The sequence below is a fragment of the Ornithinimicrobium cavernae genome (genome assembly GCF_003121625.1).
GTDB classification, from domain to species: Bacteria; Actinomycetota; Actinomycetes; order Actinomycetales; family Dermatophilaceae; genus Ornithinicoccus; species Ornithinicoccus cavernae.
On sequence record NZ_QDDJ01000006.1, the window covers coordinates 221629 to 239473 of the forward strand.

Sequence of the window (17845 nt, forward strand, 5' to 3'; positions counted from 1 at the left end):
CCTGATACCCACCGAGGAGGCCTCATGACACGCCGGCAGCTCATCGACGAGCACAACCTGGACACGCTCTACGGCGGAGGGCCGTTGACGTGGGAGACCGCGCGGACTGCGGTCGGAGAGGCCCTGCCGAAGGCGGAGACCGCAGTGTTCCTAGGAACGGTCCGCCCGGACGGACGACCGCACTCGGCCGGCGTCGGGGCGCTGTGGCTGGAGGAGGACCTGTATGTCGTCACCGGCCCGGACACCCGCAAGTCCCGAAACCTCGCGGAGAACCCCCACTGCACGCTGTCGGTCCGGACCGCGGTCGGGGACATCATCTTCGAGGGCACGGCCTCCCGCGTGACCGACGCGCAGACCCTGGAGGCCGTGGCGGCGGCCTACCGGGAGGGCGGGTGGCCCGTGCACGTCGAGGGTGAGGCGTTCGCCGCGGCGTACAGCGCACAGAGTGCCGGGCCGCCGCCCTGGTTTCTTCACCGCCTCCACTACACGCGGGCGTTCGGTGTCGCCTCACGGGAGCCGTTCGGAGCGACCCGCTGGACCTTCGCGGACTGACCGGGGGCGGTGGAACGCCCGGATGTGGCGCAGCGCCTTGCCCTGAGCCGACCTCCCCAGGAGGGGCGGTGGCAGGCGGAGCGGGCGAGCGGCATACTCGGGTCATGTCCCTGAGCACTGAGCAGACCGAGACCCCCCAGACGCCGGACGCGGACCGCGCGACGCGGATCAAGGCGATGAGCCGCAAGCACGTCTTCACGTCCTGGTCGGCGCAGGGCAAGCTGGACCAGCTCCCGCTCGCCGGTGGCGAGGGAGCCCACTTCTGGGACTACGAGGGCAACCGCTACCTGGACCTGACCTCGCAGCTGGTCAACGTCAACATCGGCTACCAGCACCCCCGGCTGGTCGCGGCGATCCAGGAGGCGGCGGGCCGGCTGAGCACGATCGGGCCGGGTTTCGACAGCGAGTCCCGCGCCGAGGCCGCACGGCTCATCGCCGAGCGCGCACCGGAGGGCATGAACAAGGTCTTCTTCACCAACTCCGGTGCCGAGGCGGTCGAGAACGCGCTCCGCCTGGCCCGCCAGCACACCGGGCGGCACAAGATCCTGGCTGCCTACCGCAGCTACCACGGCGCCACCGGCGGGGCGATCACCCTGACCGGTGAGGCCCGCCGGCACGGCTCGGAGCCCGGCATCCCGGGTGTCGTGCACTTCTGGGGGCCCTACCTCTACCGCTCGGAGTTCCACTCCAGCACCGAGGAGGAGGAGTGCGAGCGCGCCCTGGCGCACCTGCGGCAGACCATCACCTTCGAGGGGCCGCAGCACGTCGCCGCCATCATTCTCGAGCCCGTCGTCGGGTCCAACGGGATCCTGGTGCCCCCGCCCGGCTACCTCGAGGGCGTGCGCGCGCTCTGTGACGAGCACGGCATCGTGATGATCGCCGACGAGGTCATGGCCGGCTTCGCCCGCGCCGGGCAGTGGTTTGCCTTCCAGAACTGGGAGGTCACCCCCGACCTCATCACCTTCGCCAAGGGCGTCAACTCCGGTTACATCCCGCTCGGGGGCGTCGTGCTCTCCGACGAGATCGCCGCGACCTTCGACGACCGGCCCTACCCGGGCGGTCTCACCTACTCCGGCCACGCGTTGGCCTGCGCCTCCGCGGTCGCGTCCATCACGATCATGGAGGACGAGGGCATCCTGCAGCACGTCCGCGACCTGGACGAGCAGGTGCTGCGCCCCGGCCTCACCGCCCTCACCGAGCACCAGGTCGTCGGCGAGGTCCGCGGGATCGGTGCCTTCTGGGCTGTCGAACTGGTCGCCGACCGCGACACACGGCAGCCGGCGGACGCGGCCGTCATGGCGCGGGTCGCGGCCGCCTGCAAGGAGCAGGGGGTCTGGCCGTTGGTCATGGGCAACCGGGTGCACGTCGTGCCTCCGTGCGTGATCACCCAGGACGAGGCGCGTCGGGCGATCGACGTGCTCGGGAGCGTGCTTGCATCGGCCACCTAGGAGGCAGCATGACGGAACTGACCCCGGTGCAGCGCGTGCCCGGGACGAGCCGGCTGATCGAGGTCCGCGTCAGCACGCCTGACGCGGACACGGCCCAGGCCATCGCCACGCAGCTCGTCGACCGGCACCTGGCCGCGTGCGTGCAGATCCTGGGCCCGATCACCTCCGTCTACTCCTGGAAGCGCGAGACCCACCAGGCGCTGGAGTGGCTGCTGCTGGCCAAGACGACTGCCGAGCGGTTCGACGCGGTGTCCGAGCTGGTCACCTCCCGCCACCCCTACGAGGTGCCGGAGGTCGTTGCCGTGACGGTGCGGCACTCGCTGGACTCCTATGGTGCGTGGGTGCGGGATGTCGTGCACGACGGGGACGACTGAGCCGTATGCCGTGGGGCCGGCCTCCGCGCGTCGGTGTCGGTCGGTCTGTGCGGAGCGGTGTCAGGTCTCGTCGCCTACAGCCCTGTGGTTGAAGGGCCACCGCGGTCCGCCGTCCTCGCCGAGGGTGGGCGCCTTGCCGTACCGCGTGCCCGGTGGCGGGGTGAACCCCTGAGCACTCCACCGCGGCCTCGGTCCGCGACCGCGGTTGCCGAGGACCTCGTGGTACTCCCACCAGGTCGGGCCCCACGGAGTCTCCTTGACCTTGCGGTTGGCCGGGAACCGCCCGCCGGCCCGGGTGCGCGCTGCGACGTCGGTCCGGTCCCACCACGCTCTCGGGCCGCCGGCGGAGACGGGCTGGACCACCAGCTCGTAGCCGGTCCCTTCCAGGAGAGTCACGATCGCCTCGAGGCGCATCCCGCTGGCGTCCACCTCGGCACGGGCCAGCCTGTCCCGGCTCAGACCACGGTCGGCGGCATAGGCGCGTTGGCTCTGTTCGCGGCGGCGGCGATCGGCGCGGAGGGCAAGACCCACCTGGTGGTGAACGGGGGGTGTCGGCAGCGCGGCCGGGTCCGTGCGGACCCTGCCCTGCCTGCGGACCCGACGAGCCGTGGGCCCAAGTGACTGGCGATCGTCCATCCCGTCATGGTGGAGGGGCAGAGCAGTCTCCGATAGACGCTTGATTCCCGATGTGGGTGAGTCGCTGCCGTGGGTCGGCCCTGTGAATCACTGTCCAGCCGTGCCTGGCGGCCCCATCCATGTCCACCCGCCGGGGACGTGACATCGGTGGTCCGTCATGCACCAGCCGACTCATTGGTGGTCCGTGGTGCACCGGTCGACACATTGGAGGTGTGTGGTGGACCAGTTGACTCATTGGTGGTCCGTGGTGCACCAGTTGACTCATTGGTGGTCCGTGGTGCACCAGTTGACTCATTGGGGCGTCGTGGCGTGCCGGTGTCACGTCCCCGGGAACGGGCTGCGGCTGCGCTGTGACAGGCCGAGCGTGCTGGGGGGGAGGGGCAGCACACCCGTGGTGTGGCGGTGGAGCGGGCGACGAGAATCGAACTCGCGTATTCAGCTTGGGAAGCTGATGTTCTACCATTGAACTACGCCCGCAGGGTGCCTCACATGAGGCTCCGGAGAGTGTAACCGAACTCTGCAGCAGGCACGGAACCCACCACGCACCTGCACCGGTTAGCCTGTCTGCGTGCTGCTCTCCGACCGCGACATCCTCGCCCAGATCGACGCCGGCCGCGTCCGGCTCGACCCGTGGGACCCGACCATGGTCCAGCCCTCCAGCATCGACGTGCGCATGGACCGCTACTTCCGGCTGTTCGACAACCACAAGTACCCGGTCATCGACCCGGCGCAGGACCAGCCCGACCTGACCCGCCTCGTGGAGGTCGCCGAGGGCGAGTCGTTCGTGCTGCACCCCGGTGAGTTCGTCCTCGGCTCGACCTACGAGGAGATCACGCTCCCGGTCGACGTCGCGGCACGCGTGGAGGGCAAGTCCTCCCTGGGACGCCTCGGGCTGCTCACCCACGCGACGGCCGGTTTCGTGGACCCCGGCTTCACCGGGCACGTGACCCTCGAGCTGTCCAACGTGGCGACGCTCCCGATCGTGCTGCACCCCGGCATGAAGATCGGCCAGCTCTGCTTCTTCCAGCTCTCCAGCGACTCCGAGCACCCGTACGGCTCGGACGCCCGAGCCTCGCACTACCAGGGCCAGCGTGGCCCGACCGCGAGCCGCTCCTTCCAGAACTTCCACCGCACCCAGGTCTGACCAGACCGTGAACCCAGGGGGGACCATGACCGGAGGGCTTGAGCCACGGGAGCAACGCGCAGCACGGCATCCGCGCTCCCGCGTCGGCGCGGTCCTGCTCGCCGGCGCCCTCGCGCTGGGGCTGGCGGCACCCGCCGTCGCTGACGCACCCATCCCTCCGGACCACCAGCCCGTTGCGCCGCCGTCGACCGGGCTGGCCGCAGACCCGGTCGTGAGGGTCCCGGTGGACCGGCTCGGTGGGGCCAACCGTTACGAGACCGCGGTGGCGATCTCGCGGGGGCAGTTCGCCGACGCCGACACCGTCTACCTCGCGCGAGGAGACGTCTTTGCGGACGCCATCGCGGCGGGCTCGCTGCGGGACGGCCCGGTCCTGCTGGTGCCGCAGTGCGGCACCATCCCACGGGCCGTCCGCGAGGAGGTGGAGCGTCTGGACCCGTCCGAGGTCGTGGCGCTCGGCGGCACCGGCTCCATCTGTGAGGCGTCGCTGCAGACGGCTGCGGCCGGCCGCGCCACCGAGCGGCTCGACGGCGCGGACCGCTTCGAGACGGCCTCGCTGATCGCCGCGCGCGCCTTCCCGGACGGGGCGGGCAGGGTGTACCTCGCGGAGCACAAGGAGTCGGTTGACGCCGTGGCCGGCGGCACCCTGACGGACGGGCCGATCCTGCTCGTGGCCAACGGTGCCGACAAGGTCCCGACCGCGACGCTGGAGGCGATCGACGCACTCGACCCGACCGAGGTCGTCGCTCTCGGCGGCCGGGCCGTGGTGACCCAGGCGGCCGTGTCCGCGGCCGGTGCGGGACGGCATACCGACCGGGTTGCCGGACCGGACCGCTATGCCACCTCCGCCGCGATCGCCGAGCGGGCCTTCCCCGACGGCAGCAGCCGGACCTACCTGGCCAACGGCCGCTCGGTCGCCGACGCAGTCGTCGGCGGCGTCCTCACGCGGGGACCGATCCTCCTCGTGCCCGACGACTGCCGCGTCCTCAGCGAGCCGGTGTGGCGCCGGTTCGCCGCGCACCCGCCCGAGAAGGCAGTGGCGCTGGGCGGCAAGGGCGCGGTCTGCTCGGAGCAGCTGGAGACGGCCGGGCGGCTGTCGGTCTTCTCGGAGATGGAGCTCACGAGCAACCGGCTCTACGACCTGATCACCAAGCAGCGGGCTATCGACCCCGAGAGCTACGTCCCCGGCGACATGGTCAGCTGGCGGGGGACCTCACACCGGATGCGGACCGAGACGGCCGTGATGCTGGAGGCGCTGTTCGACGACGCCGAGGCCGCCGGTCGCCCGGCGCTGAGGGTGATCAGCGCCTACCGGTCCTACGAGGAGCAGCAGCGCACCTACGACTACTGGGTCGGGCTGGTCGGTCGGGAACGTGCCGACCTGATCTCCGCCAGGGCCGGCCACAGCGAGCACCAGCTCGGGCTCGCGGTCGACCTCGCCGGGCCCTCGTGCAGCGGCTACGCCTGCTTCGGCGACACCCCCGAGGGCAGGTGGGTCGCCGCGAACGCCCACCGCTACGGCTTCATCGTCCGCTACCCCGAGGGCGGCACGGAGGTCACCGGCTACGCCTACGAGCCGTGGCACCTGCGCTACATCGGGCCGCGGGCGGCGTGGATGATGCACGTGCGCGACGAGATCTACTGGGACACCTACCAGCCGCGCGCCGTCGCGGACGCGACGGTCTGAACGCGGCTGTCGGCGGACGCCGTTAGGGTCGGAGGATGATCAGGCTCGAAGGCGTGAGCAAGGAGTATGCCGCCGGGCGGCCTGCCGTGGACAACCTCACCCTGGAGGCGGCCACCGGAGAGATCACGGTCCTGGTCGGGCCCTCCGGCTGCGGCAAGACGACCTCCCTGCGGATGATCAACCGGATGATCGAGCCGACCAGCGGGCGCATCCTCATCGACGGCCGGGACACCGCACGGGTGCCCGCAGCGACACTGCGCCGCGACATCGGCTACGTCATCCAGCACGCCGGGCTCTTCCCGCACCGCACGGTCCTGCACAACGTGATGACCGTGCCCCGCCTCAACGGCTGGGGGCGGGCCCGCGCCGAGGCACGCGCACGCGAGGTGCTGGAGATGGTCGGACTCCCGGGCGACTTCGGGCGGCGCTACCCGGGTCAGCTCTCCGGTGGGCAGCAGCAGCGCGTCGGCGTGGCTAGGGCACTGGCCTCCGACCCCTCGGTGATCCTGATGGACGAGCCGTTCAGCGCCGTGGACCCGGTCGCCCGCGAGGGGCTCCAGGACGACATCCTGCGGCTGCAGGCCGAGCTCGGCACGACCATCGTGCTGGTCACCCACGACATCGACGAGGCCATCAAGCTCGGCCACCGGGTGGCGGTGCTGCGGCAGGGCGGCGTGCTCGCCCAGTTCAGCAGCCCGGCGGACCTGTTGGCCCACCCCGCCGACGACTTCGTCGCCGACTTCGTGGGGCGGGACCGGGGCTACCGGGCGCTCAGCTTCCAGCACGCCGACGTGCCGGTGCACCCCGAAGAGCCCGTCCGGCTCGGACAGCCACTCGGCCGCCGCAGCGAGGAGTGGCTGCTCGCGGTCGACGACGGCTCCCGACCACAGGGCTGGGTGGTGCCGGCCGAGGTGGGGGAGGGACCGGTCCGGGTCGAGCACCTGCACCGCGCAGGCACGGTGGCCCCGGTCGACGGCGCGCTGCGGGCACTGCTCGACGCCGCCCTCTCCTCACCGAGCGGGCGCGGCGTGGTCGTGCGCGACGGCGTGCTCGCCGGCACGGTCCGCGCCCAGGAGGTGCTCTCGGTGATCCAGCAGGCGCCGCGACCGGACGGCGCGAGCATCCAGGGCCCGGAGAGCGCGTCCGCCACGGGGCAGCGCCCGTGACCCTTCTCGGCACCGACCTGGGCGAGGTGGCCGAGTTCGCGGCCCAGCACGCCTACCTCGCCGGGGTGCCGCTCGTCCTCGGACTGCTGATCTCCCTGCCGCTGGGGTGGCTGGCGCTGCGGCGCCGCTGGCTCTACCCGCCCGTGATCGCGGGGACGGGCCTGCTCTACACGATCCCGTCCCTTGCGCTCTTCGTGCTCCTGCCGGGGATCCTCGGCACGCAGATCCTGGACCCGGTCAACGTCGTCGTGGCGATGACGCTCTACACCATCGCCCTGCTCACCCGCACGGTCGCCGACGGACTCGGGTCGGTGCCCGACCACGTGCGGCAGGCGGCGACGGCGATGGGCTACGGACCGGTGCGCCGGTTCTTCGCCGTGGAGCTGCCGCTCGCCGTCCCGGTGGTCTCCGCCGGCCTGCGCGTGGCGGCCGTCAGCAACGTCTCGATAGTCTCGGTCGCAGCGCTGATCGGCGTCTCCCAGCTCGGCCTGCTGTTCACCGACGGGTTCTCCCGCTCTGCGATGGGTCCGATCGTGGTGGGCGTGCTCGCCTGCGTGCTGCTGGCCGTCCTCTTCGACCTGCTCATCCTCGCCGTGACCCGCGTCCTCACACCCTGGCTGCGGGCGGTGCGCGCATGATCGCCACGATCTGGGCATGGTTGAGCGACCCGACCAACTGGGCCGGCGCCGGCGGCATCCCCGCGCAGAGCCTCGAGCACCTCCGGCTCTCGCTCATCGCCCTCCTCGCCGCGGCCCTCGTGGCGGTCCCGATCGGTCTCTACGTCGGCCACACCGGCCGCGGACGCGTCGTGCTCGTCAACGTGGTCAGCGCCTTCCGGGCGATCCCGTCCCTCGGGGTGCTGTTCATTGCCGCGCTGCTCCTGCTGCCCCACCTGCGCGGCAACCTGGCCTTCGAGCTGCCGAGCCTGATCGTGCTGGCGGTGCTCGGCATACCGCCGATCCTGTCCGGCGTCTATGCCGGCATCGAGCAGGTCGACCCAGCGGCACGGGACGCCGCGCGGGGCATGGGCATGACCGGTTGGCAACGGCTGTGGCAGGTCGAGGTGCCCTGCGCCCTGCCGCTGATCTGCTCGGGACTGCGCTCCTCGATGATGCAGATCATCGCGACCGCGACCATCGCGGCGGTGGTCGGCCTGGGCGGCCTCGGGCGGTTCCTCATCGACGGTCAGGCCAACAGGAAGTACGACGAGATGGCCGGCGGCGCGATTCTCGTGGCGCTCCTGGCACTGGTCGTGGATATCGTGTTTTCGTTGGTGCAACGGGCGGTGGTCTCTCCGGGCCTCGCCAGCCGGGGTCGGACATGACCCACCACAGGGAGGGAGAGGTTCCGCCCGGGACCGACTCCGACCCGCACGATGGAAGGTTTCTCAGATGACCCGACGCCACAGCACGACCGTCGTCGCAGCGCTCGCGACGGCCCTGGTCCTGTCCGCCTGCGGCGGGGGAGGAGACCCCCTGCAGGAGGACGACGCGCCGGCCACCGGCGGTGGAGGCGAGAGCGCCCTGGTCATCGGCTCGGCGAACTTCCCCGAGAACGTGCTGCTCGCCGAGATCTACGCCGCCGCCCTCGGCGACGCCGGTGTCGAGGTCACCACCAACCTCAACATCGGCAACCGCGAGGCCTACATGGCCGGCCTGGAGGACGGCTCGATCGACCTCATCCCGGAGTACACCGGCAACCTCACGCTGTTCCTCAACGAGAGCGCCGAGGCCACGGAGAGCGAGGAAGTCTATGCAGAGCTGCAGGAGTCGCTGCCGGAGAACCTGACCGTCCTGGACATGGCCGCGGCGGAGGACAAGGACTCGGTCGTGGTGACGTCCGAGACGGCCGAGGAGTTCGGGCTCTCCACGATCGCCGACCTCAAGCCGCACGCGCCGAACATGGTGCTCGGGGGCCCGCCTGAGTGGCGCGACCGGTTCACGGGTGTGCCCGGGCTGCAGGAGGTCTACGGGCTGGAGTTCTCCGAGTTCAAGCCGCTGGACGCCGGCTCGACACTGACCGTGCAGGCGCTGGTGAACGGGCAGATCGACGCGGGCAACATCTTCAGCACCGACCCGGCCATCGCCGAGAACGAGTTCGTGGTGCTCGAGGACCCGGAGCACCTGTTTGCCGCGCAGAACGTCGTGCCCCTGATCGCGACCGACAAGGTGACGCCGGAGATCGAGACGGCCCTCAACGAGGTGTCCGCGAGCCTGACCACCGAGAACCTCACGGAGATGATGGTCAAGGTGCAGGACACCGACCCCGCCGACGTCGCCCGGGAGTTCGTCGACGGGCTCTGACCGGGTCTCGCCGCCGCACCATTGTGCGGCGGCGCCGGCAGGACGACAATCAGCCCATGGATCTCCTGGAGCGGGAGACGGCGCTGGGCTCGCTGGCGGAGTATGCCGCGGACGCAGCTACCGGGACCGGTCGCGTCGTGCTGGTCTCGGGTGAGGCGGGCTCGGGCAAGACGGCCCTCGTCGAGCACTTCCTGACCGGCCGACCCGACCGGGTCCTGCGGACCGGTTGCGACGGCCTGTTCACCCCCAGTGCGCTCGCGCCGCTGTTCGAGCTGGCCGGCGCGGTGGGCGGCCCCCTGCTCCAGGCCGCCCTGGCCGACGCTCCCCGGCACCAGCTCTTCGCGGCGCTCCTGGCCGAGCTGGACCGCCCGACCGGACTCACGGTCCTGGTGCTGGAGGACCTCCACTTCGCCGACGCGGCCACGCTGGACCTGGTGCGTTACCTGGCGCGGCACGTGCGCCGGACCCGGAGCCTGGTCCTGCTCACCTATCGCGACGACGCCCTCGACCCGGCCGACCCCCTGCGGGTGGTGCTCGGTGACCTGTCCACCTCGGGGAGCACGCGGCGCGTTGCGGTCCCGCCGCTGTCGACCGCGGCGGTCGCCCGGATGCTGGGTGACCGCACGGACGGACCGGCGGCGGACGAGGTGCACCGCCTCACCGGGGGCAACGCCTTCTTCGTCACCGAGGTGTGTGCCGGGTCCGCCGACGCGGTCCCCCCGTCGGCGCGGGACGCCGCCCTCGCCCGGACGGCGGCCCTGGATCCCGCCACCCGGTGGGCCGCTGAGCTCGCCGCCCTGAGCGGCACGGTCCTCGACCTGCCGCTGCTGAGCAGGCTCTGTCCGGACGCCGCTGCCCGGGTAGACGGCCTCATCGGGTGCGGCCTGGTCGTGGCTGACGGGACCGCCCTCCGGTTCCGTCACGAGATCGCGCGGCTGGCCGTCGCGGGGGCCGTGGCGCCGCACCGGCGCCGTGAGGCACACCGGGCGATCCTGGCCGCCCTGCGGGAGCTGGGGTGCACCGATGACGCCCGGCTCGCCCACCACGCGGACGGCGCCGAGGACGCGGCCGCGGTCCTCGTGCACGCCCCGGCCGCCGGACGCCGGGCGGTGGCCCTGTCGGCGCACCGGGAGGCCGCCACTCAGTTCGAGCGCGCCCTGCGGCACAGCTCCTCGCTCACCGACGCGGACCGCGCCGGCCTCCTCGACGAGCTGGCCGACGAGTGTCACGTGCTGGACCGGACCGCCGAGGCGGCAGCGACCCGGCGCGAGGCCGTGGCGATCTGGCGGGCGCTGGGGCAGCCGCTCCGGGCGGGCGACAGCCTGCGCCGCCTCACCCGCGCGGTCCCGCTCGACGAGGCGCGGCTCATCGCCGCAGAGGCCCTCGAGACGCTCACGCCGCTCGGGGTGACACCGGAGCTGGCCCACGCCTGGGCGGTCGTCGCGGCCGTGGAGCTCCAGCACGGGGTGGCGGGCGAGGCCCTCACCGCAGCGGACACGGCATACTCCCTCGCTGTCGAGCTGGACCTGCCCGAGGTGCAGAGCTCCGCGCTCAACACCCGCGCCTGCGTCCTGGCGCTGCTGGGCCAGCCCTGGGCCGCGTGCCTGGAGCAGGCCCTGGGCGTCGCGCTCGCGGGTGGTGACCCCGTCGGGGCGGGGCGGGCCTACGCCAACCTGGTGGGGCAGCACGGTGGCTACCACGAGTTCGAGACGTCCGAGCGGTGGTACCTGGAGGGGACCGCCTACTGCGACGAGCACGACATCAGCACCTACGCCACCTGCCTGCGGGCCTGCCAGGCGTGCAACCTCGTGCAGCAGGGACGCTGGGACGAGGCCCTCCAGCTCGCTGTCCGGATCCAGCGCACCGGCGGCTCACCGGTCAATCTCACCGCCGCGACGCACGTCCGTGCCCTCATCGCGATCCGTCGCGGCGCCCCGGACGCCGGGGCGCTGCTGGAGGAGCTGCACCACCTTTCCGGGCAGACCGGGACGGCCTACTGGCGCGGCTTCGAGGCCCTCGCCCGGGCCGAGCACGCCTGGCTGGACGACCGGCACGCTGAGGCAGCGCTGGCCCTGGCCGACCCCGCCCTGGGCGGAGTCTTCACGGACGACTGGGAGCGTGGGCGGTGTGCCGGCTGGGCCCGCCGGGTGGGCGTGTCCGTGCCCGTCGACGGCCCGGTGGCGGCGCCCTACCAGCAGGTCGTCGCCGGGGATACCGCTGCCGCAGTGGCTGGTCTGGAAGCCGCCGGTGCCGTCTACGAGGCGATCCTGGTGCTCATCGACGAGGGCACAGAGCTGACGCTCCGCGAGGCTCTCGATCGCCTCGAGGCCCTGGGCGCCCAGCAGGTGGAGGCCCTGGTGCGCCGTCGGCTGCGTGCGGCCGGGGCCCAGCGCGTGCCGACCGGCGCGCGTCGGCTCACCCGTGAGCACCCTGCCGGGCTGACACCGCGGGAGGTGGACGTCCTCGACCTCGTCAGCGCGGGCCACACGAACGCGGAGATCGCCGAGCGGTTGTTCATCAGCGCCAAGACCGTCGACCACCACGTGTCCGCGATCCTGGGCAAGCTCGGGGTGAGCAGCCGCGGGGCGGCCGCGGCCGCAGTGCGCAGCACAGATGGGGAGCCCGTGCCCCAAAGATAGGGAGATCTCCTCATGTGGCCGGCCCCGTGCCGTCCCTAGCGTCGAGGTGGAGCACACCACCCCGACCGAAGGAGCCTCCGATGCCACTGTTCATGGACGTCCACGAGCTGGACGGACCGGTCAGCGCCGACGACGTCGCAGCCGCCCACCTGGCCGACCTCAAGGCCCAGGGATCCCACGACGTCCGCTACCTGCGTTACTGGGTCGATGAGCCCGCGGGCCGCATCTTCTGCCTGGCCGAGGCGCCGTCCGCGCAGGCTGCGACCGCGGTCCACCGGGAGGCTCACGGTCTGGTCGCCACGCACATCCACGAAGTCATCGAGGGCAGCTGAGATGCGCCCCCGGTGGATCGCCGCCGTGACGGCGGTGCTGCTCTCCCTCGCCCTTCCGGCCGCCAGCGGCCACGGGGGAGGGGGCCCCGGCGGTCCTGCCGAGCAGGCGGGCCACCACGGCCACACGGGTCAGCTCGACCGGCTCCGTGACCTCACCGCACCGTATGCCGCGGGGCCGGCCGCGCCGTGGACCATCCAGGTCGTCGACCTCGCCGGGATCACCTGCATCGAGGACCCCCGGGGCACCGGTGCCATGGGCATCCACTTCGTCGACGGCGCCAACCTGATGGACGGCGCGATCGACGGCGCGGCCCCCGAGGCGCTGATCTACGAGCCGCAGCCGGACGGGTCGCTGACGCTCGTCGGTGCCGAGCACCTCGTGCTCGCCGAGTCCTGGGACGCCGACCACCAGCAGGTCCCGATGCTGCACGGCCAGAAGTTCTCCCTGGTCGAGGCGGGCAACCGCTACGGCCTGCCGGCCTTCTACGAGCTGCACGTCTGGCACGAGCGGGCCAACCCCAACGGACTCTTCGACGACTGGAACCCCACGGTGTCCTGCCCCCTGTCCTGAGCCCCGACCCGACCGGCCCGCCCGCACCGCTGAGGTGTGGGCGGGCCGGCTGGCGTCACGGGGTGCGCGCGTACTCCACCGACCCGGTCACGAACACGACCCACCCCTCGGACCCGGCGGCGCGCTCCCAGGCCTCCCGCGCCGAGTCGCCGGCGTGCTCGCACGGCTCCGCGTCACTGCCCTGGCACGCCCGGCCCAGGTCGTGCTCGTGGTCCTGTGCGGAGGCCTCGTCCACGGGCAGGCTCACCCAGCCCGCCACCGTGTAGCTCGGGTCCGAACCGGTGTCGGAGCACCCCAGCCGGTAGGAGGGTAGGTGGTCGGGACGGTAGGGGCCCGGGAAGTTGTGTGTGCGCTCGCCCGCGAGCTCGTCCCAGTACTCCCGCAGCGTGTCCTCTGCGTGCGAGGAGCCGTCGGGACAGGCCGGGAAGGCGTCGGTCACCGAGTTGGCGGCCTGACGGAAGTCGTCGCCGGTGACCTGGTAGGCCTGACGGACGTGGACGGTGCAGCGCACGTCGTAGGGGTCGTCGATCTTCCAGTTGTGCTGGCCGGTCGTGCAGGTGTCCTGCACCGAGGAGCCGACGAGCGTGCCGGCCTGCGCCACCACGGCCAGCCCCGCCTCCAGGGTGGCCCGTGCACTGTCCGCCTCCTGCCGGTGGTCCGCCTGCACCTCGCGGGCACTCGGACCGTCACCGCACCCCGCCAGGGCCGTGAGGGCCACCGCACAGACCAGCAGCCTCCGCGGGCGCCGAACAGTCCTCATGGCACCAGTCACGCCCCGTGACCTGCCGGCCAGGTGCAGGCCCGGGGAGAACCGCGACCGGAGGCGACGCACCGGGGACTCAGACGGTCGGAGCCGGCTCCGGGTCGGGCTGGGGTGTCGCCTCGGCCTCGGCGTCCTCACCGCCCTGTCCGCGCCGCACGGCGGCGAGCAGCATCTGGGCGACGTCGACCACCTCGACCTCCTCGCGGGCGCCCTCGGACTGCTTCTGGGTCAGCCCGTCGGACAGCATCACGCGGCAGAACGGGCAGCCGATGGCGATCCGGTCGGCACCGGTGGCGAGGGCCTCCTCGGTCCGGTTGACGTTGATCCGGGTGCCGAGCTTCTCCTCCATCCACATGCGGGCGCCACCGGCGCCGCAGCAGAAGGACTTCTCGCCGGAGCGCGGCATCTCGCGCAGCTCGACGCCGGGCAGGGCGCCGAGCAGCTCCCGGGGGGGTGAGTAGACGCCGTTGTGCCGGCCCAGGTAGCACGGGTCGTGGTAGGTCACGCTCTCCGCGGTCGAGGCCACTCCCGAGGTGTCGGCCTGGTCTGGTCGCGCGACCGGGGTCAGTCGCTTCTCGCGCACGAGGCGGTTGAGCAGCTGCGTGTGGTGCACGACCTCGTACTTGCCGCCGAGCTGTGGGTACTCGTTCTTGATGGTGTTGAAGCAGTGGGCGCAGGTGACCACGATCTTGGTGGCGTTGACCTCGTTGAGGACCTCGACGTTCTGCTGCGCCAGCATCTGGAAGAGGAACTCGTTGCCCGCCCGGCGTGCCGGGTCACCGGTGCAGGTCTCACCGTCGCCCAGCACCGCGAAGCTCACCTCCGCGGTGTGGAGCAGCTCGGCCACGGCGCGGGTGGTCTTCTTGGCTCGGTCCTCGTAGGCCCCGGCGCAGCCGACCCAGAAGAGGTAGTCGACCTCGTCCAGGTCCTCGACGTCCGCTCCGGCCATCTTGACCTCGAAGGGCAGGTCCTTGGCCCAGTCCATCCGGGCGCGCGCCGACATGCCCCACGGGTTCTGCTTGTTCTCCAGGTTCTTGAAGAGTCCGCCGAGCTCGCTGGGGAAGGCCGACTCGATGAGCGTCTGGTAGCGGCGCAGGTCGACGATCGTGTCGACGTGCTCGATGTCGACGGGGCACTGCTCGACGCAGGCGCCGCAGGTGGTGCAGGACCAGATCACGTCGGGGTCGATGACCGCACCCCCGGAGGGGACCGTCGGGTCACCCTCGGTGGCACCGACGAGCTCACGCTGGGCCTCGAGGACCGCGGACTGCGGTATGCCGCCACTCGCCGCCGCGGACCCGTCACCGGCGGCCGCGCGCGCCTCCTCCGAGGCCATCAGCCACGGCGCCTTGGCGTGGTGGTGGTTGCGGAGGTTCATCACCAGCATCTTGGGGGACAGCGGCTTCTCGGTGTTCCAGGCCGGGCACTGCTCCTGGCAGCGGCCGCACTCGGTGCAGGTGGAGAAGTCGAGCAGGCCCTTCCAGGTGAAGTCCTCGACCTTGCCGACGCCCAGGGCGGCGTCCTCGTCCAGCTCCTCGATGTTCTCGAAGTCCAGCGGCGCGCCGTCCACCGTGATGGGCTGTAGCTCGGCCAGCGACGTGCGGCCGTCGGCGTGCCGCTTGAACCAGATGTTGGGGAAGGCCAGGAACCGGTGCCAGGCCACGCCCATGGTGGGCGTGACCGCGATGGTGATCATCCAGCCCATCGAGATGAGGATCTTGACCATCGCCACCAGGACGATGGTGGTCTCCAGGGCCCCGACCGACAGGCCGTCGAAGAAGCTCCCGACCCAGCCGGTCGTCGGGAAGTGCACGAAGTCCGCCCACTCGGCGCCGGTGGCCCTGCCGAGCGCGAACTCCAGGCCGCGGAGCAGCACGATGCACAGGCCCACGCCCAGGATGACGAACTCCACGACATACGCCTGCCAGAAGGTCGAGCCCCAGAACCGGCTCCTGCGCTCCAGGCCCCGCGGGTGCAGGCGCTGGCGCACGATGATCAGCGCGACGATGCCGATGAGGGTGCCCCACCCGAACAGCTCGGCCAGCCAGATGTAGGGCGGCCAGTGGCCGATCAGGGGAAGAGCGAACCGGGGGTCGAACAGCTGCCCGTAGGCCGTGGCGAGGGTCGTGGTGAGCAGGATGAACCCGAGCATCACGAACCAGTGGGCGAACGCGACCAGCGGCTTGCGGGCCATCCGGGTGTGACCGAGGAACTCGCGGACGAGTGTCACCGTCCGGGCCAGCGGGTCGTCGGTGCGTCCCGTCGTCGGCTGGCCGAGCCGGAACTTGGCCACGAAGCCGGCGATGGTGCGCACGAACAGGGCGACCGCGACGAGCGTGACGCCCAACCCGACGACAATGGCGAGGATCTGCACCGGTGACATGGGGAGATTCTAGGGGTGCCCGGATCGGCGGCTCCGCCTACATCCCGTTTGGCGAGTGGCGCGCCCGCCCGCGCGGCCGGGTGCGAGTGGTCGGGCCCGCCCCTTCCGCTGGTGTTCGGGCGGGCCCGAGCCCGGGGAATAACGTGTCCTATGAGGACTTATAACCTGTGAAGGCCCTTGTCCGGTGAGCCGCCGGACCCCCGCAACGAAAGGCGATCTCTCGTGCCCGTCAAGAACGACATCACCGAGGCCATCGGCCGCACCCCCCTGGTCCGTCTGAACCGCCTGACCGAGGGGCTCGGCGCCACTGTCCTGGTCAAGCTCGAGTCGGGCAACCCGGCCAACTCCGTCAAGGACCGGATCGGCGCGGCCATCATCGACGCCGCGGTCGAGGCGGGGGCGCTGCAGCCGGGTGGCACGATCGTCGAGGGCACGTCAGGCAACACCGGCATCGCGCTGGCCATGGTCGGTGCCGCCCGCGGCTACAACGTCGTGCTGGCCATGCCGGACACGATGAGCCGTGAGCGCCGTGCGCTGTTGCGCGCCTACGGGGCCGAGCTGGTGCTGACGCCGGGCGCCGACGGGATGAAGGGTGCCGTCGCCAGGGCCGAGGAGATCGCCGAGGAGCGGGGCGGTGTGCGCGCCCGCCAGTTCGCCAACGAGGCCAACGTGCGTATCCACCAGACGACGACCGGGCCGGAGATCTGGGAGGACACGGAGGGTGACATCGACATCTTCGTCTCCGGCATCGGGACGGGCGGCACGATCACCGGGGCCGGCCGTTACCTGCGCGAGCAGAAGCCCGATGTGCGCATCGTCGCGGTCGAGCCGGTCGACAGCCCGATCCTCAACGGTGGTCAGCCCGGACCGCACAAGATCCAGGGTCTGGGAGCCAACTTCGTCCCGGAGATCCTGGACACCGAGCTCTACGACGAGGTCCTCGACGCCTCCCTGGAGGACTCCGTCCGGGTCTCCCGCGACCTGGCCACCAAGGAGGGCATCCTCGCGGGCATCTCCGCGGGTGCAGCCGTGTGGGCCGCTCTCGAGCTGGCCGGGCGCGAGGAGCACGCGGGCAAGACGATCGTGGCGATCGTGCCGGACTTCGGGGAGCGCTACCTGTCGACGGTCCTCTTCGAGGGACTGACCGACTGATGGCCCCGGGCGCTCTGCGGGGCCGCGGCCGCTCCGTGTGGGCCCGGGTCACCGAGGAGGTGGGTGCGGCGGCGGGGCGCGTCCGCGAGGACATCGACGCGGCCATCGACCGGGACCCGGCCACCGACAGCCGGCTCGAGATGGGATTGGCCTCGCCCGGGCTGCACGCGGTGTGGGCCCACCGGGTCGCGCACGCGTTGTGGACCCGCGGTGCCCGGCTCCCCGCGAGGTTGCTGTCACAGGCCTCGCGCGCCGCGACCGGCATCGAGATCCACCCGGGGGCCCAGATCGGGCGGCGGCTGTTCATCGACCACGGGATGGGTGTGGTGATCGGGGAGACCGCCGAGATCGGGGACGACGTGATGATGTATCACGCGGTCACCCTGGGCGGGCGGGCCAACGCCAAGATCAAGCGGCACCCGACGGTGGAGTCCGGCGCGGTGCTCGGGGCCGGCGCACGGCTGCTGGGGCCGATCACCGTCGGTGCCCACGCCCAGGTCGGCGCCAACGCGGTGGTCGTCAAGGACGTCCCCGCGGGCGCGACAGCGGTCGGCGTGCCCGCGACGACCCGGATGCCCCGCGGCGGGGAGGCGGACCCCCTGTTCGCGGACCCCGCGCTCTGGATCTGACCCGTGCGAGAGCGGAAGCGCTGCTCGTCACCACCGAGTGGTGACGAGCAGCGGATCCGCGACCGGGAT

17 protein-coding genes and 1 tRNA gene are annotated in these 17845 nt (G+C 71.9%); 14 read left to right on the top strand and 4 right to left on the bottom strand.

Annotated elements, in window-relative coordinates; genetic code table 11:
* Positions 1-24 precede the first annotated feature (24 nt).
* The 3 genes from DA085_RS08665 to cutA all read left to right on the top strand — a co-directional run bounded on the left by DA085_RS08665 (position 25) and on the right by cutA (position 2374).
* On the top strand, positions 25-552 hold the full coding sequence (locus DA085_RS08665) for a pyridoxamine 5'-phosphate oxidase family protein (RefSeq protein ID WP_109472555.1): 528 nt from the start codon (positions 25-27) through the stop codon (positions 550-552).
* A gap of 104 nt (positions 553-656) precedes the next feature.
* Entirely contained in the window at positions 657-2000 is a 1344-nt protein-coding gene (locus tag DA085_RS08670; RefSeq protein ID WP_109472556.1) for an aspartate aminotransferase family protein, read from the top strand.
* Between the two features lie 8 nt (positions 2001-2008).
* A complete protein-coding gene (gene cutA, locus DA085_RS08675; protein ID WP_109472557.1) occupies positions 2009-2374 on the top strand; it encodes a divalent-cation tolerance protein CutA in 366 nt (121 codons plus the stop codon).
* A gap of 60 nt (positions 2375-2434) precedes the next feature.
* Here the strand turns inward: cutA and DA085_RS20925 are convergent, their stop codons facing one another.
* Both DA085_RS20925 and DA085_RS08685 read right to left on the bottom strand, forming a co-directional pair.
* Entirely contained in the window at positions 2435-3010 is a 576-nt protein-coding gene (locus DA085_RS20925; RefSeq protein ID WP_154402139.1) for a hypothetical protein, read from the bottom strand.
* A 403-nt stretch (positions 3011-3413) separates the two neighbouring features.
* Positions 3414-3487: transfer RNA gene (locus DA085_RS08685), tRNA-Gly, on the bottom strand.
* 91 nt (positions 3488-3578) lie between these two features.
* Here DA085_RS08685 and dcd point away from each other — a divergent pair.
* The 9 genes from dcd to DA085_RS08730 all read left to right on the top strand — a co-directional run bounded on the left by dcd (position 3579) and on the right by DA085_RS08730 (position 12849).
* The gene (dcd, locus tag DA085_RS08690; RefSeq protein ID WP_109472559.1) at positions 3579-4154 is read left to right on the top strand and encodes a dCTP deaminase; all 576 of its coding nucleotides are present in this window, start codon (positions 3579-3581) and stop codon (positions 4152-4154) included.
* 25 nt (positions 4155-4179) lie between these two features.
* Positions 4180-5838, top strand: coding sequence for a cell wall-binding repeat-containing protein (locus DA085_RS08695; RefSeq protein ID WP_109472560.1), 1659 nt, complete (start codon positions 4180-4182; stop codon positions 5836-5838).
* Positions 5839-5873: 35 nt separating this feature from the next.
* On the top strand, positions 5874-7004 hold the full coding sequence (locus DA085_RS08700; protein ID WP_109472561.1) for an ABC transporter ATP-binding protein: 1131 nt from the start codon (positions 5874-5876) through the stop codon (positions 7002-7004).
* On the top strand, positions 7001-7642 hold the full coding sequence (locus tag DA085_RS08705; protein ID WP_109472562.1) for an ABC transporter permease: 642 nt from the start codon (positions 7001-7003) through the stop codon (positions 7640-7642). Before DA085_RS08700 ends, DA085_RS08705 begins: the two co-directional genes overlap by 4 nt.
* Entirely contained in the window at positions 7639-8328 is a 690-nt protein-coding gene (locus DA085_RS08710; RefSeq protein ID WP_109472563.1) for an ABC transporter permease, read from the top strand. The genes DA085_RS08705 and DA085_RS08710 overlap by 4 nt, the downstream gene beginning before the upstream one ends.
* Positions 8329-8395: 67 nt before the next feature.
* Positions 8396-9307: an ABC transporter substrate-binding protein gene (locus DA085_RS08715; RefSeq protein WP_109472564.1), complete on the top strand. Its 912-nt coding sequence runs from the start codon at positions 8396-8398 to the stop codon at positions 9305-9307.
* Positions 9308-9363: 56 nt separating this feature from the next.
* Positions 9364-11946: an ATP-binding protein gene (locus DA085_RS08720; protein ID WP_109472565.1), complete on the top strand. Its 2583-nt coding sequence runs from the start codon at positions 9364-9366 to the stop codon at positions 11944-11946.
* An 80-nt stretch (positions 11947-12026) separates the two neighbouring features.
* On the top strand, positions 12027-12278 hold the full coding sequence (locus DA085_RS08725; RefSeq protein ID WP_109472566.1) for a DUF4242 domain-containing protein: 252 nt from the start codon (positions 12027-12029) through the stop codon (positions 12276-12278).
* A gap of 1 nt (position 12279) precedes the next feature.
* The gene (locus tag DA085_RS08730; protein WP_109472567.1) at positions 12280-12849 is read left to right on the top strand and encodes a hypothetical protein; all 570 of its coding nucleotides are present in this window, start codon (positions 12280-12282) and stop codon (positions 12847-12849) included.
* Between the two features lie 55 nt (positions 12850-12904).
* Here the strand turns inward: DA085_RS08730 and DA085_RS08735 are convergent, their stop codons facing one another.
* Together DA085_RS08735 and DA085_RS08740 are read right to left on the bottom strand one after the other, a co-directional pair.
* The gene (locus tag DA085_RS08735) at positions 12905-13609 is read right to left on the bottom strand and encodes a hypothetical protein (RefSeq protein ID WP_154402140.1); all 705 of its coding nucleotides are present in this window, start codon (positions 13607-13609) and stop codon (positions 12905-12907) included.
* Between the two features lie 79 nt (positions 13610-13688).
* A complete protein-coding gene (locus DA085_RS08740; RefSeq protein WP_109472569.1) occupies positions 13689-15995 on the bottom strand; it encodes a heterodisulfide reductase-related iron-sulfur binding cluster in 2307 nt (768 codons plus the stop codon).
* A 222-nt stretch (positions 15996-16217) separates the two neighbouring features.
* On the opposite strand from DA085_RS08740, the gene cysK reads away from it, so the two are divergent.
* Positions 16218-17147: a cysteine synthase A gene (gene cysK / locus DA085_RS08745; protein ID WP_109472570.1), complete on the top strand. Its 930-nt coding sequence runs from the start codon at positions 16218-16220 to the stop codon at positions 17145-17147.
* On the top strand, positions 17147-17776 hold the full coding sequence (gene epsC / locus DA085_RS08750) for a serine O-acetyltransferase EpsC (RefSeq protein WP_109472571.1): 630 nt from the start codon (positions 17147-17149) through the stop codon (positions 17774-17776). Before cysK ends, epsC begins: the two co-directional genes overlap by 1 nt.
* Positions 17777-17845: the final 69 nt, after the last annotated feature.